We start from the raw sequence: 24,126 nt of genomic DNA, 5'->3' as shown, positions 1-24,126 counted from the left end.
CGGAGTATCATCATGGGAAAGCCCACTGGCTTCCTTGAGATCGAACGTCAGGATCGTGGCTACGAAAAGCCCGAGTCCCGCCTGAAGACCTGGAACGAGTTCGTCAAACCCCTGGACCAGCCGGACCTGACCAAGCAGGCGTCGCGCTGCATGGATTGCGGGATTCCGTACTGTCACAACGGCTGTCCGGTAAACAACCAGATCCCGGACTTCAACAACCTCGTCTACCGCGAGCAGTGGGAGTCGGCGCTGGAGAACCTGCAGTCGACCAATAACTTCCCCGAGTTCACCGGTCGGGTCTGCCCCGCGCCCTGCGAGGCGGCCTGCACCTTGAACATCGTCGACAACCCCGTGACCATCAAAACGATCGAGTGCCAGATCGTCGACAAGGGGTGGGAAGAAGGCTGGATCACGCCACAGCCGTCCCCGCGGGGCACGGGCAAGCGGGTGGCGGTGGTGGGCTCTGGGCCCGCAGGGCTGGCCTGCGCCCAGCAGCTGGCCCGCGCCGGCCATGCGCCCACGGTGTTTGAAAAGAGCGACCGGATCGGTGGCCTGCTGCGCTACGGCATCCCCGACTTCAAGATGGAGAAGCACCTCATCGACCGCCGGGTGCGCCAGATGGAGGCCGAGGGCGTCATCTTCCGCACCAACTTCGAGGTCGGCGTGAACGTCTCGGTCCAGCGGCTGCTGGATGACTATGATGTACTGGTCATGGCGGGCGGGGCCGAGAAGCCCCGGGATCTGGAAATCGAGAACCGCGATCTCGATGGCATCCACTTCGCCATGGATTTCCTGACCCAGCAGAACCGTCGGGTCGCCGGCGATCCCGAGGAGCGCGCCGCCCCCCAGGGCACCCTGTCGGCCAAGGGCAAGCACGTGGTGGTGATCGGCGGCGGCGACACCGGCTCGGACTGTATCGGCACCTCGAACCGTCATGGGGCGGCGTCCGTCACCCAGCTTGAAATCATGCCCCAGCCGCCGGCCCGGGAAAACAAGCTGATGACCTGGCCCGACTGGCCCCTGAAGATGCGCACCTCCTCAAGCCACGAAGAGGGCTGTGAGCGCGACTTCGCTGTGGCGACCAAGCGCGCCATCGGCAAGGACGGCAAGATCGAGGCCCTGGAATGCGCCCGCCTGGAGTGGGTCAAGGGCGAGGATGGCCGCATGGTCATGAAGGAGATCGAGGGCAGCACCTTCCAGCTGAAGGCCGACCTGGTCCTGCTGGCCATGGGCTTTGTCAGCCCCCGGCACGAGGGCTTTGTCGACCAGGCCAAGGTCGACATTGACCCCCGCGGAAATGTGAAGGCGTCGGTCGACGACTATCGCACCTCAGAGCCGCGGATCTTCGCCTGTGGCGACATGCGCCGGGGCCAGTCCCTGGTGGTCTGGGCCATCCGCGAAGGCCGTCAGGCGGCCCAGGCGGTGGACGCCTATCTCATGGGCGCGAGCAAGCTGCCCCGCTAGGGCAAGCGGAGGACTTGCGCCAACCGAACAGAGAGAGGCGGCCAGGGACCCCTGGCCGCCTCTTTTCGTTTCAGGCGAGATCAGGCGGCAGGTGCCCGCCCGCCGGCCAGATAGTCCATCTTGCCGATGGGTGCGCCTTTGTGGCGGAGCAGGGCGTAGGCCATGGAGACGTGGAACAGGAAGTTCGGCACCGAATAGGTGAACACGAAATCCTTGGCCGTGAATGTGAAGGCACCGCGGGGCATGGGCAGTTCTATGATCCGCTCAAGGTCATCGCTGATCTGATCTGGGGTGATGCCCTTTACGAAGGCCAGGGTGGCTTCGACCCGCGCCTTCAGGTCCGCATAGGTAGTTTCGGTGTCAGGCATGGATGGCGGCGTGACCCCCGCCAGCCGGGCGGCACCTCGTATGGCGGCGTCGCTGGCCAACTGCACCTGACCGATCAGGGAATGCATGTCTGGCACCAGGCGCGCCTCGGCAAGCTCGCTGAGCGGCATCCCCGTGGCTGTGGCGTGGGCCTCGGCCTTGTCCAGCAGGGCGGCGAGGTTGCGCAGCATCTGTACGTAAACCGGGATCGAGGCGTCATAGAGGGTCAGGGCCAAGGGGCGTCTCCGAGAGCATGATGATTCACTCGACCTGAAATGGGGCGCCGCAGGCCTCGCCGCCATGGCCTGTCGCGGTTCATCCACACTCAAGACTCTGAACCCAAAAAAGAAGGGCGGAGCCATGGGGTTCCGCAGAACCCCTGACCCCGCCCCTCAAGGGGTTTTGGGAGGACTGCGGTCCTTCAGAAGGTCTGGGTGACCTCGAAATAGCCATAGAGGGGCTCGCCGCCCGTGGCGTTAGGCGCCTTATCCAGGAACTCGCCGTTGATCAGGGTGGCGACGCCCATGTCCAGCCGGGTGGCCTTCGGTACGATCCAGTAGCGGGCGCGGGCCTCGACCTGATGACCCGCAAAGTCGCCGGCGCGGCCCGAGGCGTCGCGGACCCCGGTATTGGCGAAGGCGTCGCCAGCCTCATCCAGCCACATGGCGCGGTAGAAGATCATGGCGTCCCAGCGCGGGTTGGGAACCACTTCAAACCGCACCCCCGGTGAGTTGATGTTGGACCGGCCAATGGGGCCGTATCCGCTGGTGGGGCCAAAGTCGGTGCGCCGGGGGCCGATCAGGCCGTCAAAGCGGTTAAAGTCCCCATCGGCGCTGCTCTTGTCGCCGCTGGCGAAGTCGTATTCCACGGTGATCCGCGGCGACCAGGGCGCCTTGAAGGTCCGACCGACCTCCAGGTGCAGGAGCTGGGCGTCCACATCGAGGTCGCGGCGATCTGCGGCGCTGGTGGAGTTGCGGGCCGTGCCGGTCTGCCAGGCGCCCTCAACTTCGTAGTCCCACTTGCCGGGGGAGGGGTTGCGTAGGATGCGGCCCCCAAGGGTGGTCAGCTGACGATTGCGGGTGGCCATGGTTGGGGAGTCGTCCTCCTCCAGGCGGAAGCCATAGAGCTCCAGCTGGCTGCCGTCCGCCAGCTTGGGGGCCGTGTAGAAGGCGCCGGCCAGGATCAGGTCATCGGTGTGACGGTCGGCCTCGATCTCGTTGTCGAGAATGCTGACCCGGTCTGAGGGGCGACGCTGGGACAGATAGCTGTAGAACAGGGTCGCAGACCCGGCCGATTTGGCGCTCCATTCCCCCCGGACCCCGGCCATGGCGTTGGTGGAGTTGCCATAGGCCGAGCGACCCACGAGGCGGCGAGAGCCCAGGTCCATGGTGAAGCGGCCAAGGGTAAGCGAACCCTTGGCACCCTCGACAAACAGGTCGTTCACATCGGCGGCCACATAGGCCTGGATCAGCTCCAGGGCATTGACGTCAGCGACGCCGGTTGGGGAGCCGCTGTCGTTGAGAAAGGCGCGGGCGTCGATCAGCTCGCCGCCGATCCGGACGGGCGAGAGATCCAGCTCGGCAAACAGGGTCGCGCGCAAGAGCAAGCCTTGGTCAGAACCATCGCCCAAGGCTGGGCGGTATTGGCCCTCCAGGCTCTCGTAGCGGGCCCGAACCGATCCCGAGAGCTTCAGATTGTCTGGGGCGCCAACCGCGTCATGCAGGGTCCAGGGCTTGGATTGTGCCGCAGCCGGGCTGGTGGCCAGGCCGCTGGCCAGGACCAGGAGGGCGGTGGCGGTGGCGAAGGAGCTCCGCAGTGGCATGGTGTTCGGCTATCTCTCTGGTCGGACAGTTTGGATTGTCCCCCGTGAGCTAGGCCTGAAGTCTTGCCTTGGGCTTAAGGCTTGCCGAACGGTACCTCCGCCCGGCCCCTAGCGCGGCAGGAAAGAAGTTCAATAAAAACAGAATCCTGGCTGATGACGCAGGCTTGCGGCTCAGGGGAGCCCATTGACCATGCGCGACGATCCGTCGCGTGGCCCCTGGGTCAGGGGGGCCAGCGCGAGGCAAAAGGCACCGGAACGTCTCGCCTAGGGCATGACAATCTCGAACCAGAACTCGAAGCGATCCAGGCAGGCGAGCAGGGCGGCAAGGTCGTCGGGGCGGGCGGTTTCCACCTCGCCCTTGGCCATGGCACCGGCCAGGTCGGTTTCTCCAAGCACCAGGGCCACCAGGGCACCACGGGTCAGGCGGACGGGAGTTGCGCCGGGCGCGGCGCGATCACGGCCGTGGTGCAGGACGGCGTTCTCGATCCTCAGGCCAAACCGCTCACCGGTGTCGGTGAAGCTAATGTCGAGGGCCACAGTCACCTCGCCGGCCCGCTCGCCGTTCAGGCGCACCGACAGGGAGTCCAGCAGCTGTTCGGCCGGCAGGTTACGGATCTGGCCCGCCGCCCCCTGGCGCGGGGTGGGCGAGGGGGGGCGCACGTGGCGCAGTTCCTGGGCCCCGGTGAGGTAGAAGGCCCGCCAGGGTCCCGATTCCGCCTGATAGCCCATCTGCTCCAGGGCATCGGCCTGCAGTTCCCGGGCCTCGGCATGGTCGGGCTGGGCGAAGACCAGGTGGTTCACCAGCTGAGCGGTCCAGCGATAATCGCCGGCTGCAAAGGCCTCGCGGGCCTTGGCCAGCAGGGGTTCGGCACCGCCCGCCAGATCCACATAGCGCTTGCCGGCCTCGACCGGCGGATGGGGATGGAGGTTGGCGGGATTGCCGTCAAACCAGCCGAGATAGCGCTGATAGACCGCCTTGGCGTTGTGGTTCAGCGTTCCGTAGTAGCTGCGGGTGAACCACTCGGCCTCCAGGGTCGGCGGCAGTCGGAGCACCTCGCCGATCTCCAGGGGTGTCATCCCGTGATTGGCCATCCGCAGGGTCTGGTCGTGGATGAACTTGTAGAGATCGCGCTGCTTGGCCAGGAAGCCCCGGGCCCTTGCCTCCCCCCAGCGGGGCCAGTGGTGGCTGGCGAACAGCACCTTGGTCCGGTCTGCGAAAAGGTCTGCGGCCTCGTCGATGTAAAAGGCCCAACGCTTGGCGTCGCGGACCTGGGCACCCCTGGGGGTATAGATGTTGTGCAGGTGGCAGGAGCAGTTCTCGGCCATGCAGAGGGCCCCAAATTGCGGGAAGAAGAAGTTCATCTCCGCCGGAGCCTCGGTGTCCGGGGTCACCTGGAACTCGATCTCGATCCCGTCGATGGTCAGCTTTGTGCCGGTCTTGCTGATGCTCTCGGTGGGAGGGATCAGGCTGACCGAGCCCATGGAGGTGGTCTTACCGAGGCCAGAGTCCACATGGCCCTTGGCATTGCGGGGCAGCAGGGCACCGTACATGTAGGTGGCCCGGCGACCCATGGCGTTGCCCGCCAGCACGTTCTCGCTGACCGCCTCCTCCAGGAAGCCTTCAGGCGCAATGATCCGCATGCCAGCGGCGATGTCGGCGTCAGAGATCACCCCGCGCACCCCGCCATAATGGTCCACATGGGAGTGGGTGTAGATGACGCCGGTGACCGGCTTGTCCCCGCGATGTTGGCGCATGAGCGCCAGGGCTGCGGCCGCCGGCTCGGCCGAGATGAGCGGGTCGATGACGAGGTAGCCCTTCTCGCCCTCGATGAAGGTGATGTTCGACAGGTCAAAGCCCCGGACCTGATAGACCCCCGGCGTCACCTCAAAGAGGCCGTGCAGGGCATTGAGCCTGGCCTGGCGCCAGAGGCTAGGGTTGACGGTGGGCGGTGCCTCCTCGGGCTCCTCGAAGGCAAACGCCCCCATGTTCCAGACCACGCCGCCGGTGGCGTTCTCGATCCTGGCGTCGGGAATGGAGCCCAGATAGCCCCGCCGGGCGTCGACCCAGTCCTGACCATCCTCCACCGGCAGCCGCGCCTTGAGGGCGGCCTGGGCCTGCAAGGTGGCGTCTGTGGCGTCCTTAGGCGTGGTCATCGTCCCGCTCTCCCTGATCGGTCTTCTTATTTTTGAGTTGCGACTAGTAGCCGCTGCCCGGCTTGTCCTCCACCGCCTGACCGCGGGCGGGGATCAGCATGTCGCGTCGGAAGGTGGCGATCACCACGCCGTCCTGGTTCTTGCCCAGGGTCCGGATCGTGACGATCCCCTGGCCCGGCCGGGACTTGCTCTCACGCTTGGCCAGAACCTCGCTCTCGCCGTAGAGGGTGTCGCCGGCGAAGACCGGGGCGGGGAACTTGACTTCGTCCATGCCCAGATTGGCGATGGCCTTCTGGGAACAGTCGCTGACGCTCATGCCGATCAGCAGGGCCAGGGTATAGGTCGAGACCACCAGATTGCGGCCAAACTCGGTGTGCTTGCCGTATTCGGCGTCGAAGTGCAGCGGGTGGGTGTTGAGGGTCAGCAGGGTGAAGAGGTGGTTGTCGGCTTCGGTCACCGTTTTTCCGGGGCGGTGCTCATAGACATCGCCCACCACGAAGTCGTCGTAGTAGCGGCCAAAGGTCTCCCGGTAGCGCCCAGGGGCGACCTCCTTGACGGTCTTCATCGGCTCATCCTCTCGCGCGATCCACAATCCTGCGGGCGGCGCGGGCCACCGGCAGCTCGATCAGTCTTCCATTCAAAAGCGCCGGGCCCCCATTGGCGGCGTCAAAGGCCTCAATCACCGCCTGCGCCCGGGCCAGGTCCTCGGGGCTTGGGGTGTAGGCGCTGTGGATCGCGGCAATCTGGTCTGGATGGATGGCCGCCCGGCCCGTGAAGCCAAGCCTTCGGGCGCGATCGGTCTCCACCGCCAGGACCTCAGGTTCCCCCACCAGGGCCGGGGGAGCGTCCAGGGCCTGAATGCCCGCCCGGGCGCAGGCCGCCGCGATCTGGCTGCGGGCAAAAAGCAGGGGCTCCCAGCTCATGTCGCAGCCGACCTCGGCGCTGAAGTCGAAGGCGCCAAACAGCACGCCCGCGACGCCTGGGGCATCGGCGATTTCCCAGCAGCGCATCAGGCCTTCTGGCGTTTCCACCAGGGGCCAGAGCGGGCGGGCGTCGCCCAGGGCCCGCTGCATCATGGTGAGCTCTTGGGCACCTGCCGTCTTGGGCACCATGAAGAAGTCGGCCCGGGCGTTGGCAGCGGCCCTCAGGTCATCGGTGAACCACGGGGTGGTGCGGCCATTGAGGCGAACGCCGACAGGGATGCCACCGGCCGGTCGGCCGGCCAGAAACTCGACGGCGCTGGTCCGGGCCCGGGCCTTGTCGGGCGGGGCCACGGCATCCTCCAGGTCCAGGCAGACGGCGTCGGCGCCGCTGGCCAGGGCGCGCTCAAAGCGGTCGGGGCGATTGGCCGGGGTGAACAGCAGTGAACGGAACTGGGCCAAGCATCCTCCTGACGGACCGTTGCGAGTCGGCAGGCCAGGATATGACACTCCCGCGCGCCCAAGGGCCAGGGCGTCCCCAGCGTCAACCGGCACCTATGCTATGGGTCGTGGAAGGCGCATCGCAAGCGCCAACCGGGCCGGGAGCGCGCCATGTATGATCTGTTGAAGGGCCTTACGGTGGTCGAGGGCTCGGCCTTTATCGCCGGCCCCACCTGCGGACTTTATCTCGCCCAACTCGGCGCCGAGGTGATCCGGTTCGACAATATCGGCGGCGGTCCCGACTTCCGCCGCTGGCCGCTCGCCCCCAACGGATCGAGCCTCTATTGGGAGGGGCTCAACAAGGGCAAGAAATCGGTGGCCCTCGATCTCTCCCGTCCCGAGGGGCGCGAGCTCGCCCAGCGGCTGGCGGCTTCGCCGGGACCCGACGCGGGCCTGTTTGTGACCAACTTCCCCGTCGATGGCTTCCTGTCCTATGACCGACTGAAAGCCCTGCGCGAGGATCTGATCTGTGTGCGGGTCATGGGCTGGGCCGATGGGGGCCCTGGCGTCGACTACACGATCAACAGCGCCATCGGCGTGCCGCTGATGACCGGCCATCCCGACGATCCCCGACCGGTGAACCATGTGCTGCCCGCCTGGGACCTGCTCACCGGCGCCTTCGCCGCCTACAATCTGGTGGCCGCCCTGCTGTCGCGGATGCGCACTGGTCAGGGCCGGGAGATCCGTATCCCCCTCTCCGACGTGGCCGCCGCCAGCCTGGCCAATATGGGTATGACCGCCGAGATCCTGGCCGGGACCGGCGTACGCGGCCGCATGGGCAACAGCCTCTATGGTGCCTTCGGCCGGGATTTCCTGACCCGGGACGGCCGGCGCCTGATGGTCGTGGCTATCACACCGCGCCAATGGACGGGCCTTATCGAGGTTCTGGGGGTCGGGCGCGCCGTCGCGGCGGTAGAGCAGGCCAGGGGCGTCGATTTCCGTAAGGACGAGGGCGTGCGCTTTGCCCATTCCGACGCCTTGATCCCCATCTTTGAGGCGGGTTTCGCCGCCCTGTCGGCCGCGGACATGCTACCCAGGTTCGATGAGCTCGGCGTCTGCTGGGGTCCTTATCAGACCCTGGAGGAGGCCCTGGAGGACCCCCGCCTGTTCAAGGGCAGCCCGCTGTTTTCAGACCTGGCCCAGCCCAGCGGCGCGACCTATCCCGTGCCGGGCTATGCCGCGACCCTGCCGCAGGATGTGCGCGCGCCAGCCCAACCAGCGGCCCGGCTCGGCCAGCACACCGAGCAGGTGCTGGCCGAGGTTCTGGGCCTGCCTGCCGCCGAGATCGCCCGCCTGCACGACGCTGGCATCGTCGCCAGCGCCTGAGGCCGCCTAGCCCCTCTAAGCCTTGGGCTTGGTCAGATTGCCCAGCAGGGAGCCCAGATCCATGGGCATCGGGAAGACGATAGTGGTGTTCTGATCAGCCCCGATGTCGGCCAGGGTGTTCAGATAGCGCAGCTGCATGGCCTCAGGGATGGTCGCCAGGGTCTGGGCGGCTTCCAGCATGGCGTGGGCGGCTTGCTTTTCCCCGTCCGCATTGATGACCCGGGCGCGGCGGTTGCGTTCGGCCTCGGCCTGCCGGGCGATGGCGCGGATCATGCTCTCGTCGATATCGACATGCTTGATCTCCACATTGGCGACCTTGATGCCCCATTCTTCGGTCTGGCTGTCGAGGATTTCCTGGATGTCGCTGTTGAGCTTGTCGCGCTCGGCCAGCATCTCGTCCAGGTCATGCTTGCCGAGCACCGAGCGCAGGGTGGTCTGGGCCAGCTGGCTTGTGGCCTCCATATAGTTTTCCACCTGGATCACCGCCCGGTCGGCGTCGATCACCCGGAAGTACAGCACAGCTGAGACCTTCACCGAGACGTTGTCGCGGCTGATCACATCCTGGCTGGGCACATCCAGGACGATGGTGCGCAGGTCCACCTTGACCATCTGCTGGACCACGGGGATCAGCAGGATCAGGCCGGGGCCCTTGACGCCGGTGAAGCGGCCCAGGGTAAAGACCACGGCCCGCTCATATTCCCGCATCACCTTCACCGCCTGCAGCAGGATGATGATGAGGAAGACGAGTAATGCGCCGTAGCTGGCGATATCGAACATGGGCTTGATCCTTCTGCCGCCTCAGGCGGGTTTGTCGGGTTCGACGGTGAGGGTGAGGCCGTCCCGGGCGGCAATCCGCACCGGTTGGCCAGGTGAGAGAGAAACGCCTGAGACGGCGTGCCAGTCCTCGCCCTGGGCATGGACATAGCCTTGCTGGCCCTCCCAGCTCTTGACGACGGCATGGGCGTTGAGCAGGGCGGCCTGACCCGTGGTCACGCCCCGCCGGGCCGCTTGCACCGCCGCCCGCAGGGCAATGAGAAAGAAGCCGACGCTGAGGCCGACGGACGCCAGGACCACATAGGGCGACAGCTTGAAGCCCGGGGCTTCCCGAAACAGCATCAGAGACCCCAGGGCCAGGGCGACCGCACCTGCCGCGCCAAACAGGCCAAATCCGGGGATGAACACCTCCACCAGCAACAGGGCGATGCCGAGGGCAATCAGGGCCGCGCCGGCATAGTCCACCGGCAGCATGTTCAGGGAAAACAGACCCAGCAGCAGGGATACCGCCCCCACCGCCCCTGGCCCCACAGCGCCAGGAGAGGTGAACTCGAAGATCAGCCCGTAGATGCCCACCAGCATCAGCAGATAGGCGATGTTGGGATTGGTGATGACCGCCAGGATCTGCGCCCGCCAGTCCGGCGACAGGGTCTCTACCTGGGCTTCTGCGGTGTTCAGAACCAGGGGTTCGCCATTCAGCAAGACGGTGCGCCCATGGGCGGCGGCCAGCAGGCCGTCCATATCCCGGGTCAGGATCTCGATCACCCCCTGATCGAGGGCCTCAGTGGCCGTCAGGGTCTCGGCCCGCCGCACGGCAAGCTCGGCAAACACCGGGTCGCGGCCCTGTAGCCCGGCGAGGCTGCGGATATAGGCCACCGCATCATTGGTCACCTTGGCCGTCATGGCGTCAGGCTGGGGCGTCCCAGCCGTCTTGGCGCGCTCGGCGCTGTCGGGGGTGGCAGGCGCCTCGCGCTCAGGCATCAACGGGCTGGACCCGCCCATCTGCACCGGCGTGGCTGCGCCCAGATGGGCACCCGGCGTCATGGCCGCCAGATGGCTGGCATAGAGGATGTAGGTGCCTGCGCTGGCCGCCCGTGCCCCAGCCGGGGTGACAAACACCGCCACGGGCGTCGGTGAGGCCAGGATGTCGGCGATGATGTCCCGGGTGGAGGAGTCGAGCCCGCCGGGCGTATTCATGCGGATGACCGCCAGGCTCGCCTCACGAGTGGCGGCCTGTTCGAGCCCCCGCTGCAGATACTCCGCCGTGGCCGGGCCCACCGCACCGTCCAGGTCAAACACCAGCACCAGCGGGGGAGGGGTCTGGGCCGGCTGAGGCGTTTGGGCAAGAGCCCCATGGGCGCTTGCCAGACACAGGGCTAAACTGGCGAGCCATAGCCCCGCCTGTCTCCACCAATCCCTGATGTTCGGCACCGGGCCGGACATGTCTTTCTCCCTTGGCGACTTCGGGCGCACGCTCCGCCCGCCATGGTGGCGCAGATCATATCATCTTCTGCGCCTTAGGGGGGCTTCTCGTCCCCGACGCTTGATCCGGGGGGCGCGAGGCGCCACCAGGGGCCGGAAAACCTACGGAGCCCCGCCATGAAGACCCGCGCCGCCGTCGCCTTTGAAGCCAAGAAGCCCCTGGAGATCGTCGAGCTGGATCTGGAAGGGCCCAAGGCCTTCGAAGTGCTGGTGGAGATCAAGGCCACGGGCATCTGCCACACAGACGCCTACACCCTGGACGGCCTGGATTCCGAAGGGGTCTTCCCCTCGATCCTGGGCCATGAGGGCGCGGGCGTGGTGGTCGAGGTGGGGCCCGGCGTCACCAGCCTGAAGCCCGGCGATCACGTGATCCCGCTCTACACGCCTGAGTGCCGCCAGTGCAAAAGCTGCCTGTCGCGTAAGACCAACCTCTGCACGGCGATCCGGGGAACCCAGGGCAAGGGCGTCATGCCCGACGGCACCAGCCGGTTCTCCTATAAGGGCCAGATGGTCCACCACTATATGGGCTGCTCGACCTTCTCCAACTTCACGGTCCTGCCGGAGATTGCGCTCGCCAAGATCCGCTCCGACGCCCCCTTCGACAAGGCCTGCTACATCGGCTGCGGCGTGACCACCGGCGTGGGCGCAGTGACCAATACGGCCAAGGTGGAGCCAGGCGCCAACGCCGTGGTGTTCGGCCTGGGCGGCATTGGCCTCAACGTCCTGCAGGGCCTGCGCATGGTCGGCGCCTCGATGATCATCGGCGTCGACATCAATCCCGACCGCGAGGAATGGGGCCGGCGGTTTGGCATGACCCACTTCGTCAATCCCAAGACCCTGGATGGCGACGTGGTCGCCCATCTGGTGGAGATGACCGGGGGCGGCGCCGACTACACCTTCGACTGCACCGGCAATGTCCAGGTGATGCGCCAGGCGCTCGAGGCCTGCCATAGGGGCTGGGGCGAGAGCATCATCATCGGCGTGGCCGAGGCCGGCAAGGAGATCGCCACGCGCCCCTTCCAGCTGGTGACCGGCCGGGTCTGGAAGGGCACGGCCTTTGGCGGCGCCCGCGGGCGCACCGACGTGCCGACCATCGTCGACTGGTACATGAACGGCAAGATCGAGATCGACCCGATGATCACCCACACCATGCCGCTCGAAGACATCAACAAGGCCTTCGACCTGATGCATGCGGGCGAAAGCATCCGCAGCGTCGTGGTCTTTTGAGCGCGCCGATGAGCCTCGAGACCGTCCAGCAGCACCGTGTTCACGGCGGGAGCCTGCGCTATCTCCGCCACCAGAGCGCGGTCACCGGCACGCCCATGCGGTTCTCGCTCTTCCTGCCGGAAGGCGCGGGGCCATTCCCGCTGCTGGTCTGGCTGTCTGGCCTGACCTGCACGGAGGACAACTTCACCACCAAGGCCGGTGCCTATGGCCCCGCCGCCGCCCACGGCCTGGCGGTCCTCGCGCCCGACACCAGCCCCCGGGGCGAAGGCGTGGCCGACGATCCCGCCTATGACCTGGGGCAGGGGGCGGGCTTCTATGTGGACGCCACCCAGGCGCCATGGACGCCGCACTTCCAGATGGAGACCTATGTCACCGGCGAACTACTGGACACGGTGGTTGCCGAGTTCCCCATCGCGCGGGACTGCGTCGGCGTTTCCGGCCACTCCATGGGCGGCCACGGTGCCCTGACACTCGCCCTGCGCCGCCCGGACATCTTCCGCTCGGTCTCAGCCTTCGCGCCCATCTGCTCGCCCACCCGCTGCCCCTGGGGGGAGAAGGCGTTCACCGCCTATCTGGGCGAGGATCGCGCCACCTGGGCAGACCACGACGCAGCCTTGCTGATCGAGGCCGGCGCGGCCAAGGGCCGGTTCGACGACATCCTGGTGGACCAGGGCCTAGGCGACAACTTCCTGGCCGAACAGCTCAAGCCCGAACTCCTGGAGGCCGCCTGCGCCGCCGCCGGCCAGAAGCTGACCCTGCGCCGGCAGGCCGGCTACGACCACTCCTACTTCTTCATGGCCAGCTTCATCGTCGACCACGTGGCGTTTCACGCGGAGAAGCTGCGGGGTTGATAGGGGCTGCCTGAGGAACATCGGCTCACGACCCATTGCGGACGTTGGCCGAAATAGGGAACCTGCCCGAATGGAAGTTCGCCCGGCGTGCATCGATGATCTTGAGCATTTGGCTAGAATGCGCGCGTCACTTTGGCCGAGCAGCCCAGTCGATCAGCATGAGCAGGAATCGCGCTCTGCGCTCACATCCCCAGACAACGATAAGATTGTGCTCGTTGCAGTAGACCTCGCAGGAGTGGTGTGCGGCTTCACGGAGGCTGCTCTGCGTCACGACTACGTCAACGGCTGCCACACCTCACCCGTCGCCTTCTTGGAGGGAATTTACGTCGTTCCGGAACGCCGGGGTAGCGGAGCGGCACGAGCACTCACCTTCGCCGTCGAGGCTTGGGGACGTAGGATGGGGTGCACAGAGTTCGCGTCGGACGCTCTGATCGACAACTTGGCGAGCCATGATTTTCATGTAGCGGTCGGGTTCGAAGAGACGGAGCGCGTGGTTTATTTTCGCAAGAGACTTTAGGTCCGCTTCCCACCCGTTGCCGCCGCTCTGAGAGTCGGCTTCCAGGGCACAGCCCACCCCCACCGCGTCATGCTCGCCCTTGTGGCGAGCATCCCTGTCGAGGGCGGGCGCGGGCGCGAGGGGGATACTCGACACAGGGCCGAGAATGACGGGAGCAGCGGCCGCCGCCCTAGCGCTTCCTCAAATCAGCCCCCAACCGGAGCCCCGGCAATTGCGATCACCCCCAGGGCGTTGTGCCATAAGGCGCCCACGGGTCTGATCGTACCCACGCCCCAGGCCGAGCCGGCGCCAGTTGCGGCTTCATCGCCCCAGATCTAGGCCCAAGGTTCGGGCGACTTAAGATTGACGGCACCGCTGGGTCTGGACCATGAGACCATGGAACACCGGCGTCCTCGCCGATCCCTGGTCCAGACTCGACCCTAGAATTCGAGCTGAGGCCGGTGATCGAGGGCGCTGATCAGAACAGCGGAGGACGACCCATGCGCCTGGCCAAACCCCGGATTGAACCCCTCGCCGACAAGGATATGGACGCCGATCAGCGGGAGCTGCTGGCCCCCATGGCCGAGCGTGGCCGGGTGCTGAACATCTTCCGCACCCTGGCCCGGGAGCCCAAGGCCATGAAGGGTTTCATGGGCTGGGGCAACTATATCCTGTCCCGCAGAAACGGGCTGCCGGCGCGGGAGCGGGAGATCGTCATCCTGCGCATCGGCTACCTCTGCCGTTCGGGCTATGAGTGGACCCAGCATGTGCCGATCGGCAAGCAGGCGGGCCTTACCGACGACGAGGTGGCCCGCATCAAGCTTGGCCCCGACGCGCCCGGCTGGAGCGCGGCTGATGCGGCCCTGGTCCGTGCCGCCGACGAACTGCACCATGACCAGTTCATCACCGAGCCGACCTGGAAGGCCCTGGACGCCCATTTCAGCGATAAGCAGAAGATGGATGTGGTGTTTTCCGCCGGTCAGTACACCCAGGTCTCGATGATGCTGAACACCTTCGGGGTGCAGCTGGACGAGGGCCAGACCCTTGATCCGGACCTCAAGGGCTTCTGATGGGCCGGCTGGAGGGGAAGACCGCCCTGGTCTGCGGGGCGGGCCAGACGCCGGGCCAGACCATCGGCAATGGCCGCGCCATGGCGCTGCTGTTTGCCCGCGAAGGTGCCCGCGTGCTTTGCGTCGACAAGGTCGCCGAGCGCGCCCAGGAGACGGCGGACATGATCGCTGGCGAAGGTGGAGCGGCCTATGCCTTCGCCGTCAACGTCGCCAAGGCCGAGGGCGCGGCCGGCGTGATCGCCGAGGCTGAGGCGCGTCTCGGTCGCCTCGACATCCTGGTGAACAATGTGGGGATCGGCGGCGGTGATGGACCGGCCCATCTGGTCGATGAAGACGCCTTTGACCGTATTCTGGCGGTCAATCTGAAGAGTGCCTGGCTGACCAGCAAGGCCGCCCTTCCGGGCATGCGGGCCCAGGGGGGCGGGGCCATCATCAACATCTCGTCCCTGGCGTCGATCGCCGGCGGGACCCAGGTGGCCTATGAGGTCTCTAAGGCGGCTATGAACCGCCTGACCACCAGCATCGCCCAGTCCAACGCCAAGTACCGGGTCCGCTGCAACGCCATCCTGCCGGGCCTGATGGACACCCCCATGGCTGTGGCCGGCATCGCCCAGGCTACCGGCCAGGATCAGGAAGCCGTCCGCGCGGCCCGGGGTGCCCGGGTGCCCCTGGGCGCCCAGATGGGCACGGCCTGGGACACCGCCTATGCGGCCCTGTTCCTGGCCAGCGATGAGAGCGCCTTCATCACTGGCGTTCTGCTGCCGGTTGACGGCGGCATGTCCAGCCGTATTGGCTGATCCCGTTTCAACCGACGTTTTCCAGGAGATTGGGCTTTGAAGAATCTGTTCAGCGTTGAGGGCAAGGTCGTCCTCGTGACCGGCGGCAGCCGGGGCATCGGCGAGATGATCGCCCGCGGCTATGTGGAAAATGGCGCCAAGGTCTACATCTCGTCCCGCAAGGCCGAGGTCTGCGACCGGGTGGCCGAGGAGCTATCGGAGTACGGGACCTGCATCTCGCTGCCCTTTGATCTGGGCGGCATGGCGGGAATCGAGGGTCTGGCGGACGCCATCAAGGAACGTGAGAGCCGTCTCGATGTGCTGGTCAACAATGCCGGCGCCACCTGGGGGGCGCCGATCGATGAGTATTCGGAGGACGGTTGGGACAAGACCGTCGACCTGAACGTCAAGTCGATCTTCTTCCTGACCCAGAAGCTCTTGCCGCTTCTGCGGGCGGCCGCCACCGCCGAAGAGCCCTCGCGGGTCATCAATATCGCCTCGGTGAACGGCATCGCGCCGCCGACGCTGGAGACCTACGCCTATTCCACCTCCAAGGCCGGCTGCATCATGCTGACCCGCCACCTGGCCAAGCGCCTGGCCCCCGAGCACATCCTGGTCAACGCCATCGCACCTGGGCCCTTCCCGTCGAAGATGATGGCCGCGACGCTGGCCCAGGCGGGCGACGCCATCGCCAAGGGCAATCCCCGCGGCCGCATCGGCCAGCCTGAGGACATCGCCGGTGTGGCGATCTTCCTCAGCAGCCGGGCCTCGGCCTACACCACCGGAGCGGTGGTGCCCTGCGATGGCGGCTCAGCCGAGTTCTAGCGTTTTGATCGGAAGGCCTGAGGTTGCCGTGCGGGCACCTCAGGAATAGCCGCGCGCGGCGATGTAGGCGTCCAGCTGCTGGACGCGCGCGGCGTCTGAAGGATGGGTCGACAGGATGGCGGGGGTGGCTGAGCCTCCGCGCGCGGCCATCCGACGCCAGAGGTTGACCCCCCGTTTGGCGCTGAAGCCCGCCCGTACCATGAGATCAAGGCCAATGCGGTCAGCCTCCAGTTCGTGCTGACGGGAATAGGGCATCAGGACGGCGACCTGCAGGGCCGGGGCGGCATAGCGGCCGAGGGTCTGAGCCAGCTCGCTCTCGGCGTTCTGGGTCACGGCCCCGATCACCCCTGCGCCGACCTGGGCGAGCGTCGACTGGGAGTAACGCTCGGCGGCGTGATTGGCCATCACGTGGGCCACCTCATGGCCCAGCACCGCGGCCAGTTCATCATCATTGGCGACAAAGGCCATCATGCCTGTGGTCACGCCCACCTTGCCGCCGGGCAGGACGAAGGCGTTGATCGATTTGTCCTCGAACACGGCATATTCCCAGGCCTGATTTCCCAGGTTGGTGGCGGCGACGATCTGGTTGCCAATCCGGCGAAGCCGGGCATTGGCGGCGGCGTCATTGGACAGCTTCGAGGTCTGCTTCATCTGCGACCAGGCCTGTGCCCCCTGCTGAGACAAGGCGGCGGGATCCACCAGCAACATCTGCTGGCGGCCCAGTTCTTCGCTGTAGGAACAGGCGGTGAGGCCCAGGGGAATCGACAGGGCGGCCGCCAGGGCCAGGGTTTTCAAAGGGCGCTTAGGCCTGCGAGCGGTCATCTTCATGGTCGGTCTTCCCTTGGAGCGTGGTCACGATAGCGCAAGAACGCGCCGGGCGGGAGATGACCTCAAAGGAGGTTTGACGGCGCCGTCAGAGCAAGCTAACGCTATTAAGAACTAGTCGCAACAAAGAGGCGTATGTCATGGCTGATGATGCAGGGGGTCGGATCGAGGTCGACAGGGTCCTGGCGCCTTCTGACCTGACCAGCGGCGAGCAGGTCGTCCTGGCCGGGCTCAGGCTTTGGGCCGGGCTGCGCCTGTCGGGGGAAGCACCACAGGCCTGCGTGCGCCAGCTGATGGCCGAGCAGGTGAGCGATCGGGCCGGGGCGATCTTCGTGGCCCTGATGGAGGCCTTGGAGCGTCAGACCCGGCGGCCCTTGCAGATCGCCTGCAGCGGCTGCGCCGGTTATGGCGAGGACGAGCAGAGACTGATCGTGGCCTGTGGGGTGTCGCGGGTGGACATGGGAATCGCCCGCGCTCTGCTGGCGCCGCTGGTCATCCAGCCTGAGCCGGTGGCGATCTTTGCCCGGGCCTTGAATATGGTCCTGGCCCATGAGGGCCTTGGCCTGCCCGCGAGGCTGGAAGGTGGCACTTCGCCCCCCTGTGGCCGGCCCAAGGGCGCGGTCTTGCACTAGGGCCAGGTTCATCACGGTGCGCCAACCCCAAGACCCGCGGTTCCCGATGCGCTGAGCCTTGGCTCTGTCAGTCTGGCACGCGCCATATGACAGGGTCGCCCGGCTATGCTTTTGTCCCGGCGGCCGGCCGCAGATGAGACCGGTCTGGGCAAGGATAAACGGCATGCGCGTGAGCGAATGGCGCCCCTGGGGGCTTCTGGGCGTCTTCAGCCTGCTCCTGTTCCTGATCTCTGCGGCGACCTTCTCGTCTCTCGGTGTGGTTCTGCCGGCCATGGTGGCTGATCAGCAGTGGAGCTGGGCGCAGGCGGGCCTGGGCTTCACCCTGCTGGGCGCCTTCTGTGGCGGCTCGGCCTGGCTGCCGCCGTTGATCATTCGCCGGTTTGGGGTTCGGGCCGCCCTGTTGCTGGGCACAGGGGTCATGGCGGCTGGCTTTATCTGCCTCTACCTGACCCCCGGCGTCTGGATCTATTTCCTCGGCACGGCGCTCTGCGGGGTGGCCTACCAGCTGATGGCCCTGATCCCAGGCACCCACGTCCTGGCGGCGGTTTTCCAGAAGCGCGCCATGGCCTTTGGCCTCTATTTCACCCTGGGGGGCCTGGGCGGCGTGGCGGGCCCCTGGATGGCGATTGGCGTGATGGAGGCGGCCGGCGGTGCCTGGCGGCCGTTCTGGGCCTTGCAGGCGGTGGCGGCGCTGACCATCGGCGTGATCTGTTCCCTGCTGATCCCCGACACAGCCTGGCTGAAGGACTCTTCGGAGCGGATTGATCGCGCGGTCAAGGCTGAGGCCGAGGCCGCCGCCGCCGCGCCGCGCCTGGCGCCCCTGGCGGTCTATCGCACAGTCCATGACTGGACCTTGCGGCAGGCCATGGCCACGCCGCAGTTCTACGTCCTGGTCCTGGCCTATTTCATTCACCTGCTGAGCGGGGTGACCGTGTCCAGCCTCTCGGTGGCGCACCTGTCGGAGCGCGGCGTGGGGGCGGGTGTGGCCGCGGGCATGCTGAGCCTCGAGGGTCTGATGGCCACTGTCGCGCGCCTGGGCGGCGGCGTCATCGGGGACCGGATCGATCCCAAGTGGCTGCTGGTATTCGCCATCGGCGTTCTGGGGGTGGGTTCGATGGCCCTCAGCGTGGCCGATACCTACCTGCTGATGGTCATCTATGCGGTGGGCACGGGGATCGGGTTTGGGCTGACGGCCCTGGCGGTGACGATCCTGCTGCTCAACTATTTTGGGCGACAGAACAATCTGGAGATCTTTTCCACGGTCTGTCTGGTGGGTGCCCTGTCGGCCCTTGGCCCCCTGATCGGTGGATACATGCGCGATGGGCTTGGCAGCTTTGCCCCCACCTTTCAGCTGTTCGGTGTCGCCGCTGCCCTGGTGTTTGTCGCCGCGCTCTTCATGCGACCGCCACAGCACTAGCCCCTTGTGATCTCGAGGGCATTGTCACAGACCAGCCTTGTCAAGGATGACGCCCAGGGCTTACCCACATGCCATTCATTTGCGGGCGAAGAGGTTCAGAAGCCAGCATGACCATGCTCGACCCACCCGGCCACGACCCTAGGGGAGGCTGCCGAGTGGCCCATCGAACGCGACCCCGGGACGTTCGGTGGTTGACGAGGCTTTGGACCGCGTGATGGACGACCCCACGTCACCCAACGGGCCTCATTCTGCCCTCGGCCTGGACCCCCAGGCCTGGCGTCGCGCCATGGGGAGTTTTGCAAGCGGCGTTGTGATCGTCACCACACCAGATGACTCTGGCCGCCCCCTGGGCACGACCGTCAGCGCCTTTTCATCGGTCTCCCTGACGCCACCCTTGCTGCTGGTCTGCCTGGACCAGAGGAGCCGCACCCTGGCAGCGGTCCGCTGGTCCGGGGTCTTCTGCATCAACATCCTTTCGGCGGGACAGGGCGAACTGGCGCGGTTGTTCGCCAACCCCCTGGCCATGGACCGGTTCAAGGATGTGCCGTTCACCGCTGGTGCCACCGGCGCGCCCAGACTCTCAGGGGTGCTGGCCAGCATCGACTGCCACCTTCACGCCCACCATGAGGCCGGCGATCATGAGCTCTTGATCGGCCGCGGGCTGCAGATGCAGGTGATCCCGGGCGAGCCTCTGATCTACAGTCAAGGCAAGTTCCTGAACCCAGGGGGCGCGGCGGGGTGAACCCCAGCCCCTCTGGGGTTCAGATCGCCTTGGCATGACGCTGGGCGTCGGGTGCCAGATAGGCGTCGAACAGGGCGCAGATCGAGCGGACCAGCATGCGGCCTCGGGGCGTGACCGTCAGGCGCTGGCCGTCCCAGGTGGCCAAGCCGTCCTGTTGGAAGCCGTGCAGGCGGGCAATGGCGTCGTCCACATCGGCGAGCGTCCGGCCATGCCGCTCACAGGCGGCGGCCAAGTCGACGGCGAAGTCGCACATCAGGCGCTCGATGATATCGGCCCGGAAGCGGTCGTCGTCCGTGACCGCGACGCCTCTGGCGATCGGCAGCTTGCCGTCGGCCACCGCATGTCGCCAGCCCAGTTCCTGGGTGATGTTCTGCACAAAGCCCCCCGGAGTGGTGCCGATGGCCGAAGCCCCCAGGCCCAGCAGCGTGCCGGCCAGGTCTGTGGTGTAGCCCTGGAAGTTCCGATGCAGGTTGCCGCTGACGGCGGCCTTGGCCAGGGAGTCTTCGGGCAGGGCAAAGTGGTCGAGGCCGATCTGGATGTAGCCCTCGGCCTTCAGGCGTTCGGCGGCAGCCTGGCTTTGCTCCAGCCGCTCGGCCGGGCCGGGCAGGGCGGCCTCATCGATCAGCTGCTGGTGGGCCTTCATCCAGGGCACATGGGCATAGCCGAACAGGGCCAGGCGCTCGGGCTTCAGGGTCAGCACCGCGTCCAGGGTGGCCAGGGTGTTCCGGGTGGTCTGGAGGGGCAGGCCATACATCAGGTCGAGATTGATCGAGCCGACGCCGGCCTGGCGCAGATCGTTCACGCACTCGGCGATGTCCTCGAACCGCTCCTGCCGATTGACGGCGCTCTGGACCTCTGGGGCCAGATTCTGAACCCCGAGGCTCGCCCGTGACAGTCCGTGATAGGCCGCGGCCTTGATCCAGTCCCGCGACAGCACCGCAGGATCCAGCTCAGCGGCGATCTCCGCATCCGGGGTCACCCGGAAGACATGGCGCAGGCCGCCAAAGATCGTCGCCAGCTCCTCGGCATTGAGCATGTTGGGGGTGCCGCCCCCCAGGTGGATGTCGCCCACGGTCATCTTGCCGGGCAGGGCCTGCTCCAGCAGCGAGAGCTCGGTCATCAACAGGGCAACATAGTCGCGCACCGGTTCATGGCGGCTGACGGCGCGGGTGTTGCAGCCGCAGTACCAGCAGAGCCGGGCACAGAAGGGGATGTGCAGATAGACCGAAACCGGCGTCGTCACCGGCAAATCGGCCAGCCAGGCACGGTAGGTGGCATCGGTCACCTTAGGGGTGAACTGCACCGCTGTGGGGTAGCTGGTATAGCGGGGCGCGCGGCCATCGTACTTGGCGATCAGGTGCGCGTCGGCGGGGGCGTGGGGATTGTAAAGCACGGTCATGCCTCATCATCCCCAGGGGCGCGCGGTTTGCCGTGACGCAGATCAAAAGCGGAAAAGGCCGCTACGCCAGGGCGTAACGGCCTCCCGGAGACATGGGCACAAAACGAACGCCTAGGCGAACGGGGCCTCATCCTCCTCATCGTCAATGGGCAGGCTGAACTCGTGCCAGAGGCCGTTGAGAATGCCGAAGGCGACTGCCAGGCCAATGCCCAGGATCCAGGCGAAATACCACATGTCAGGGTTCCTTCAGCCGTCAGTAGAGGTCGGGGTTGGTGCGCAGGCTGTCCAGGGTCACCCGGCCCCAGAGGACCTTGAAGACCCAGGCGGTATAGGCCAGCACGATGGGCAGGAAGATCACCGTCACCACCAGCATGACGAACAGGGTCAGGTGGCTCGAGGACGAGTTCCAGATGGTCAGGCTGGAGCGGGGGTCGATGCTGCTGGGCAGGATGAAGGGGAACATGGACAGTCCCACCGTGGCGATGATGCCCAGGGCTCCCATGGAAGACCCCCCAAACGCCAGGGGCTCCCGACCCATGCGGATGCCGAGGAAGGCCAGGGCTGACCCCAGGAAACCCAGGACCGGCGCGGTGATCATCCAGGGATAGAGGGTGTAGTTGTCCAGCCAGGCCCCTGGCGCTGCGATTGTGCCGCTGCGCAAGGGGTTGGACGGGCCGGCGATATCAACGCCGGGGTCCAGGCGGAAACCCAGGTCCCCGAACCGCACAAAGGCAAAGCCGACGGCAAACAGCACGAAAGTGCCCAGGGCTGCGATGGAGCCAATCGCCCGGGCGCGGTCACGGACCGCCCCATGATCGGCCTTGATGGTCAGCCAGGCGGCTCCGTGGGTCAGCAGCATGGCTACCGACAAGAGGCCGCAGATCAGGGTGAAGGGGGTAAACAGTCCCAGGAAGGTCCCCTCATAGAAGGACCGCAGATCGCTATCGAGGCGGAAGGGCACGCCTTCCAAGACATTGCCCACGGCCACCCCGAACACCAGGGCCGGCACGAAGCCTCCCACGAACAGGCTCCAGTCCCAGAAGGCCCGCCAGCGGGGGTCGGGGCGCTTGGAGCGGTACTTGAACCCCACCGGCCGCAGGATGAGGGCTGACAGGACCAGGAACATGGCCAGGTAAAAGCCGGAGAAGCTGACCGCATAGACCAGGGGCCAGGCGGCGAAGATCGCCCCGCCGCCCAGGATGAACCAGACTTGGTTGCCTTCCCAGGTCGGGCCGATGGTGTTGATCACCTGCCGGCGTTCGGCGTCGTTGCGGGCGACGAAGGGCAGGAGGGCGGCCACCCCGAGGTCGAAGCCATCGGTGAGGGCGAACCCGATGAGGAGGACCCCCATAAGGCCCCACCAGATCACGCGGAGCGTCGGATAGTCGAGCAACAGTTCCATAGGGATGATCCTTACTCGGCCGCCACGGGGATGGGTCCGGTCGGCTCATCGACCGGATGCTGATCCGCGCTCTTGGCGTACGGGCCCTTCTTGATGGTGTGGAGGATGAGCCCGACCTCGACGATGGCCAGGACGCTGTAGAAGAGGGTGAAGCCGATGATGGTGGTCCACAGCTGCGGCACAGTGAGGCTGGAGGCCCCCAGGAAGGTCGGCAGCACCCCTTCGATGGCCCAGGGCTGACGGCCCACCTCAGCCAGCACCCAGCCGAGCTCGGCGGCGATCCAGGGCAGGGGAATGATCAACACCGCTGTGCGCAGGAACCAGCGGGTTTCATGCCGCCGCATGGAGGCCAGGACGAAGGCGGTGGCGAAGAAGCCGATCATCAGGAAGCCAATGCCGGCCATGATGCGGAACGACCAGAACATCAGCGGCACATTGGGGACGGTGTCCCAGGCCGCAGCGCGGATGGCGGCTTGGTCGGCCTGCCTTGGGTCATCCATATATCGGCGCAGCAGCATGGCGTGGCCAAGATCGTTCTTGTGCGCCTCGAACTGCGCGCGGGCGGCCAGGTTCTGGGGGTCGGTCTTGAGCTGTTCCACCGCGTCATAGGCGATGATGCCAGACTCGATGCGGGTCTCGGCCACGGCCACCAGATCGATGATGCCCTCGACCTTCTGGTCAAAGCTGCGGGTGGCGATCAGGCCCAGCGCATAGGGAATCTTGATTTCGGCTTCGGTGGTCCGGGTCTCGAGATTGGGCAGGCCAAACAGGGTGAGACCTGCGGGTGCCGCCTCGGTCTCCCACATGGCTTCCAGGGCCGCGAGCTTCATCTTCTGATTGTCGGTGAGGGCGTAGCCCGACTCATCGCCCAGGACCACCACCGAGAGGGAGGCGGCCAGGCCGAAGGCGGCGGCCACGGTGAAGGAGCGGATGGCGAAGGCCCGGTGACGCTCCTTCAGCAGATAATAGGCGGAGATCCCCAGGACCACGACGGCGGCCAGGACATAGCCGGCGCTCACCGTGTGGACGAACTTGGCCTGCGCCACGGGATTGAACAGCACCGCCTGGAAATCGACGATCTCCATCCGCATGGTTTCAGGATTGAACGCCGCCCCCACGGGGTTCTGCATCCAGCCATTGGCAATCAGAATCCAGAGGGCCGAGAGGTTCGACCCTAGCGCCACCATGAAGGTGACCCCCAGGTGGGCGAGCTTGGAGAGCTTGTCCCAGCCGAAGAACATCAGGCCAACGAAGGTGGCCTCCAGGAAGAAGGCCATCAGGCCTTCGATCGCCAGGGGCGCGCCGAAGATGTCCCCCACATAGTGTGAGAAGTAGGACCAGTTGGTCCCGAACTCGAACTCCATGGTGATGCCGGTGGCCACCCCGAGGACGAAGTTGATCCCGAAGATGGTGGCCCAGAAGCGCGTGATGGTCCGCCAGATCTGGCGACCGGTCATCACATAGATGCTCTCCATGATGACCAGCATGAAGGAGAGCCCCAGGGTGAGGGGCACAAACAGGAAGTGGTACATCGCCGTCAGCGCAAACTGCAGACGCGATAGCTCGACGACAGCGAGGTCCATGGGGGACTCCTTGGGGTGTAGCGAGGCTCGTATATTCGATGGTCTGCATATTCCTTGATCCAGATCAGGCCT

Annotated in this window: 23 protein-coding genes; 11 read left to right on the top strand and 12 right to left on the bottom strand. The window is 66.2% G+C overall.

Features of this window, described 5'->3' with window-relative positions:
• Positions 1-12 precede the first annotated feature (12 nt).
• Positions 13-1,464 carry a glutamate synthase subunit beta gene (locus MH112_RS01655; protein WP_296563013.1) on the top strand — a complete coding sequence of 484 codons (1,452 nt, stop codon included), beginning with the start codon at positions 13-15 and terminating at the stop codon, positions 1,462-1,464.
• Between the two features lie 80 nt (positions 1,465-1,544).
• On the opposite strand, the gene MH112_RS01650 is transcribed toward MH112_RS01655, so the two are convergent.
• The 5 genes from MH112_RS01650 to MH112_RS01630 all read right to left on the bottom strand — a co-directional run bounded on the left by MH112_RS01650 (position 1,545) and on the right by MH112_RS01630 (position 7,188).
• A complete protein-coding gene (locus MH112_RS01650) occupies positions 1,545-2,066 on the bottom strand; it encodes a DUF1993 domain-containing protein (RefSeq protein ID WP_296563011.1) in 522 nt (173 codons plus the stop codon).
• 185 nt (positions 2,067-2,251) lie between these two features.
• Positions 2,252-3,652 (bottom strand): alginate export family protein, encoded by a 1,401-nt coding sequence (locus MH112_RS01645; protein ID WP_296563009.1) that lies wholly within the window; start codon positions 3,650-3,652, stop codon positions 2,252-2,254.
• 264 nt (positions 3,653-3,916) lie between these two features.
• Entirely contained in the window at positions 3,917-5,806 is a 1,890-nt protein-coding gene (locus MH112_RS01640) for an alkyl sulfatase dimerization domain-containing protein (protein ID WP_296563007.1), read from the bottom strand.
• Between the two features lie 43 nt (positions 5,807-5,849).
• Complete coding sequence (locus MH112_RS01635; protein WP_296563005.1) at positions 5,850-6,371, bottom strand: MaoC family dehydratase; 522 nt, start codon at positions 6,369-6,371, stop codon at positions 5,850-5,852.
• Positions 6,372-6,375: 4 nt separating this feature from the next.
• Positions 6,376-7,188 carry a CoA ester lyase gene (locus MH112_RS01630; RefSeq protein WP_296563004.1) on the bottom strand — a complete coding sequence of 271 codons (813 nt, stop codon included), beginning with the start codon at positions 7,186-7,188 and terminating at the stop codon, positions 6,376-6,378.
• Between the two features lie 150 nt (positions 7,189-7,338).
• On the opposite strand from MH112_RS01630, the gene MH112_RS01625 reads away from it, so the two are divergent.
• Positions 7,339-8,553 carry a CoA transferase gene (locus tag MH112_RS01625; RefSeq protein WP_296563002.1) on the top strand — a complete coding sequence of 405 codons (1,215 nt, stop codon included), beginning with the start codon at positions 7,339-7,341 and terminating at the stop codon, positions 8,551-8,553.
• Positions 8,554-8,568: 15 nt separating this feature from the next.
• Here MH112_RS01625 and MH112_RS01620 read toward each other — a convergent pair whose 3' ends face one another.
• Positions 8,569-9,330: a slipin family protein gene (locus tag MH112_RS01620; protein ID WP_296563000.1), complete on the bottom strand. Its 762-nt coding sequence runs from the start codon at positions 9,328-9,330 to the stop codon at positions 8,569-8,571.
• Positions 9,331-9,351: 21 nt separating this feature from the next.
• Positions 9,352-10,770: a nodulation protein NfeD gene (locus MH112_RS01615; RefSeq protein ID WP_296562999.1), complete on the bottom strand. Its 1,419-nt coding sequence runs from the start codon at positions 10,768-10,770 to the stop codon at positions 9,352-9,354.
• Between the two features lie 156 nt (positions 10,771-10,926).
• Here MH112_RS01615 and MH112_RS01610 point away from each other — a divergent pair, with 156 nt between their 5' ends.
• The 6 genes from MH112_RS01610 to MH112_RS01585 all read left to right on the top strand — a co-directional run bounded on the left by MH112_RS01610 (position 10,927) and on the right by MH112_RS01585 (position 16,054).
• Positions 10,927-12,036: an S-(hydroxymethyl)glutathione dehydrogenase/class III alcohol dehydrogenase gene (locus MH112_RS01610; RefSeq protein WP_296562997.1), complete on the top strand. Its 1,110-nt coding sequence runs from the start codon at positions 10,927-10,929 to the stop codon at positions 12,034-12,036.
• Between the two features lie 8 nt (positions 12,037-12,044).
• Positions 12,045-12,887, top strand: a complete 843-nt coding sequence (fghA, locus tag MH112_RS01605) for an S-formylglutathione hydrolase (RefSeq protein ID WP_296562993.1) — start codon at positions 12,045-12,047, stop codon at positions 12,885-12,887.
• A 70-nt stretch (positions 12,888-12,957) separates the two neighbouring features.
• Positions 12,958-13,404: an aminoglycoside 6'-N-acetyltransferase gene (gene aac(6') / locus MH112_RS01600; RefSeq protein WP_365785854.1), complete on the top strand. Its 447-nt coding sequence runs from the start codon at positions 12,958-12,960 to the stop codon at positions 13,402-13,404.
• Between the two features lie 479 nt (positions 13,405-13,883).
• Positions 13,884-14,453, top strand: coding sequence for a carboxymuconolactone decarboxylase family protein (locus tag MH112_RS01595; protein WP_296562991.1), 570 nt, complete (start codon positions 13,884-13,886; stop codon positions 14,451-14,453).
• A complete protein-coding gene (locus tag MH112_RS01590) occupies positions 14,453-15,250 on the top strand; it encodes an SDR family NAD(P)-dependent oxidoreductase (RefSeq protein WP_296562990.1) in 798 nt (265 codons plus the stop codon). The genes MH112_RS01595 and MH112_RS01590 overlap by 1 nt, the downstream gene beginning before the upstream one ends.
• Positions 15,251-15,286: 36 nt before the next feature.
• Positions 15,287-16,054 (top strand): SDR family oxidoreductase, encoded by a 768-nt coding sequence (locus MH112_RS01585; RefSeq protein ID WP_296562988.1) that lies wholly within the window; start codon positions 15,287-15,289, stop codon positions 16,052-16,054.
• Positions 16,055-16,093: 39 nt separating this feature from the next.
• Here the strand turns inward: MH112_RS01585 and MH112_RS01580 are convergent, their stop codons facing one another.
• Positions 16,094-16,882, bottom strand: coding sequence for a M48 family metallopeptidase (locus tag MH112_RS01580; RefSeq protein WP_296562986.1), 789 nt, complete (start codon positions 16,880-16,882; stop codon positions 16,094-16,096).
• 137 nt (positions 16,883-17,019) lie between these two features.
• Here MH112_RS01580 and MH112_RS01575 point away from each other — a divergent pair, with 137 nt between their 5' ends.
• The 3 genes from MH112_RS01575 to MH112_RS01565 all read left to right on the top strand — a co-directional run bounded on the left by MH112_RS01575 (position 17,020) and on the right by MH112_RS01565 (position 19,670).
• Positions 17,020-17,511: a hypothetical protein gene (locus tag MH112_RS01575; protein WP_296562984.1), complete on the top strand. Its 492-nt coding sequence runs from the start codon at positions 17,020-17,022 to the stop codon at positions 17,509-17,511.
• Positions 17,512-17,674: 163 nt separating this feature from the next.
• The gene (locus tag MH112_RS01570; RefSeq protein WP_296562982.1) at positions 17,675-18,928 is read left to right on the top strand and encodes an MFS transporter; all 1,254 of its coding nucleotides are present in this window, start codon (positions 17,675-17,677) and stop codon (positions 18,926-18,928) included.
• Positions 18,929-19,214: 286 nt separating this feature from the next.
• Positions 19,215-19,670: a flavin reductase family protein gene (locus tag MH112_RS01565; protein WP_296562980.1), complete on the top strand. Its 456-nt coding sequence runs from the start codon at positions 19,215-19,217 to the stop codon at positions 19,668-19,670.
• 19 nt (positions 19,671-19,689) lie between these two features.
• On the opposite strand, the gene hemN is transcribed toward MH112_RS01565, so the two are convergent.
• The 4 genes from hemN to MH112_RS01545 all read right to left on the bottom strand — a co-directional run bounded on the left by hemN (position 19,690) and on the right by MH112_RS01545 (position 24,054).
• The gene (hemN, locus tag MH112_RS01560) at positions 19,690-21,069 is read right to left on the bottom strand and encodes an oxygen-independent coproporphyrinogen III oxidase (RefSeq protein WP_296562979.1); all 1,380 of its coding nucleotides are present in this window, start codon (positions 21,067-21,069) and stop codon (positions 19,690-19,692) included.
• A 111-nt stretch (positions 21,070-21,180) separates the two neighbouring features.
• Positions 21,181-21,303: a cytochrome bd-I oxidase subunit CydX gene (gene cydX / locus MH112_RS01555; protein WP_296562977.1), complete on the bottom strand. Its 123-nt coding sequence runs from the start codon at positions 21,301-21,303 to the stop codon at positions 21,181-21,183.
• A gap of 19 nt (positions 21,304-21,322) precedes the next feature.
• The gene (cydB, locus tag MH112_RS01550; protein ID WP_296562975.1) at positions 21,323-22,471 is read right to left on the bottom strand and encodes a cytochrome d ubiquinol oxidase subunit II; all 1,149 of its coding nucleotides are present in this window, start codon (positions 22,469-22,471) and stop codon (positions 21,323-21,325) included.
• 11 nt (positions 22,472-22,482) lie between these two features.
• On the bottom strand, positions 22,483-24,054 hold the full coding sequence (locus tag MH112_RS01545; protein WP_296562974.1) for a cytochrome ubiquinol oxidase subunit I: 1,572 nt from the start codon (positions 24,052-24,054) through the stop codon (positions 22,483-22,485).
• Positions 24,055-24,126: the final 72 nt, after the last annotated feature.

Source organism: Phenylobacterium sp. (assembly GCF_022402485.1).
In the GTDB taxonomy this organism is placed as follows: domain Bacteria; phylum Pseudomonadota; class Alphaproteobacteria; order Caulobacterales; family Caulobacteraceae; genus Phenylobacterium.
The sequence above is the reverse complement of the archived record's forward strand: the minus strand, read 5'-3'. Positions and strand labels throughout refer to the sequence as shown.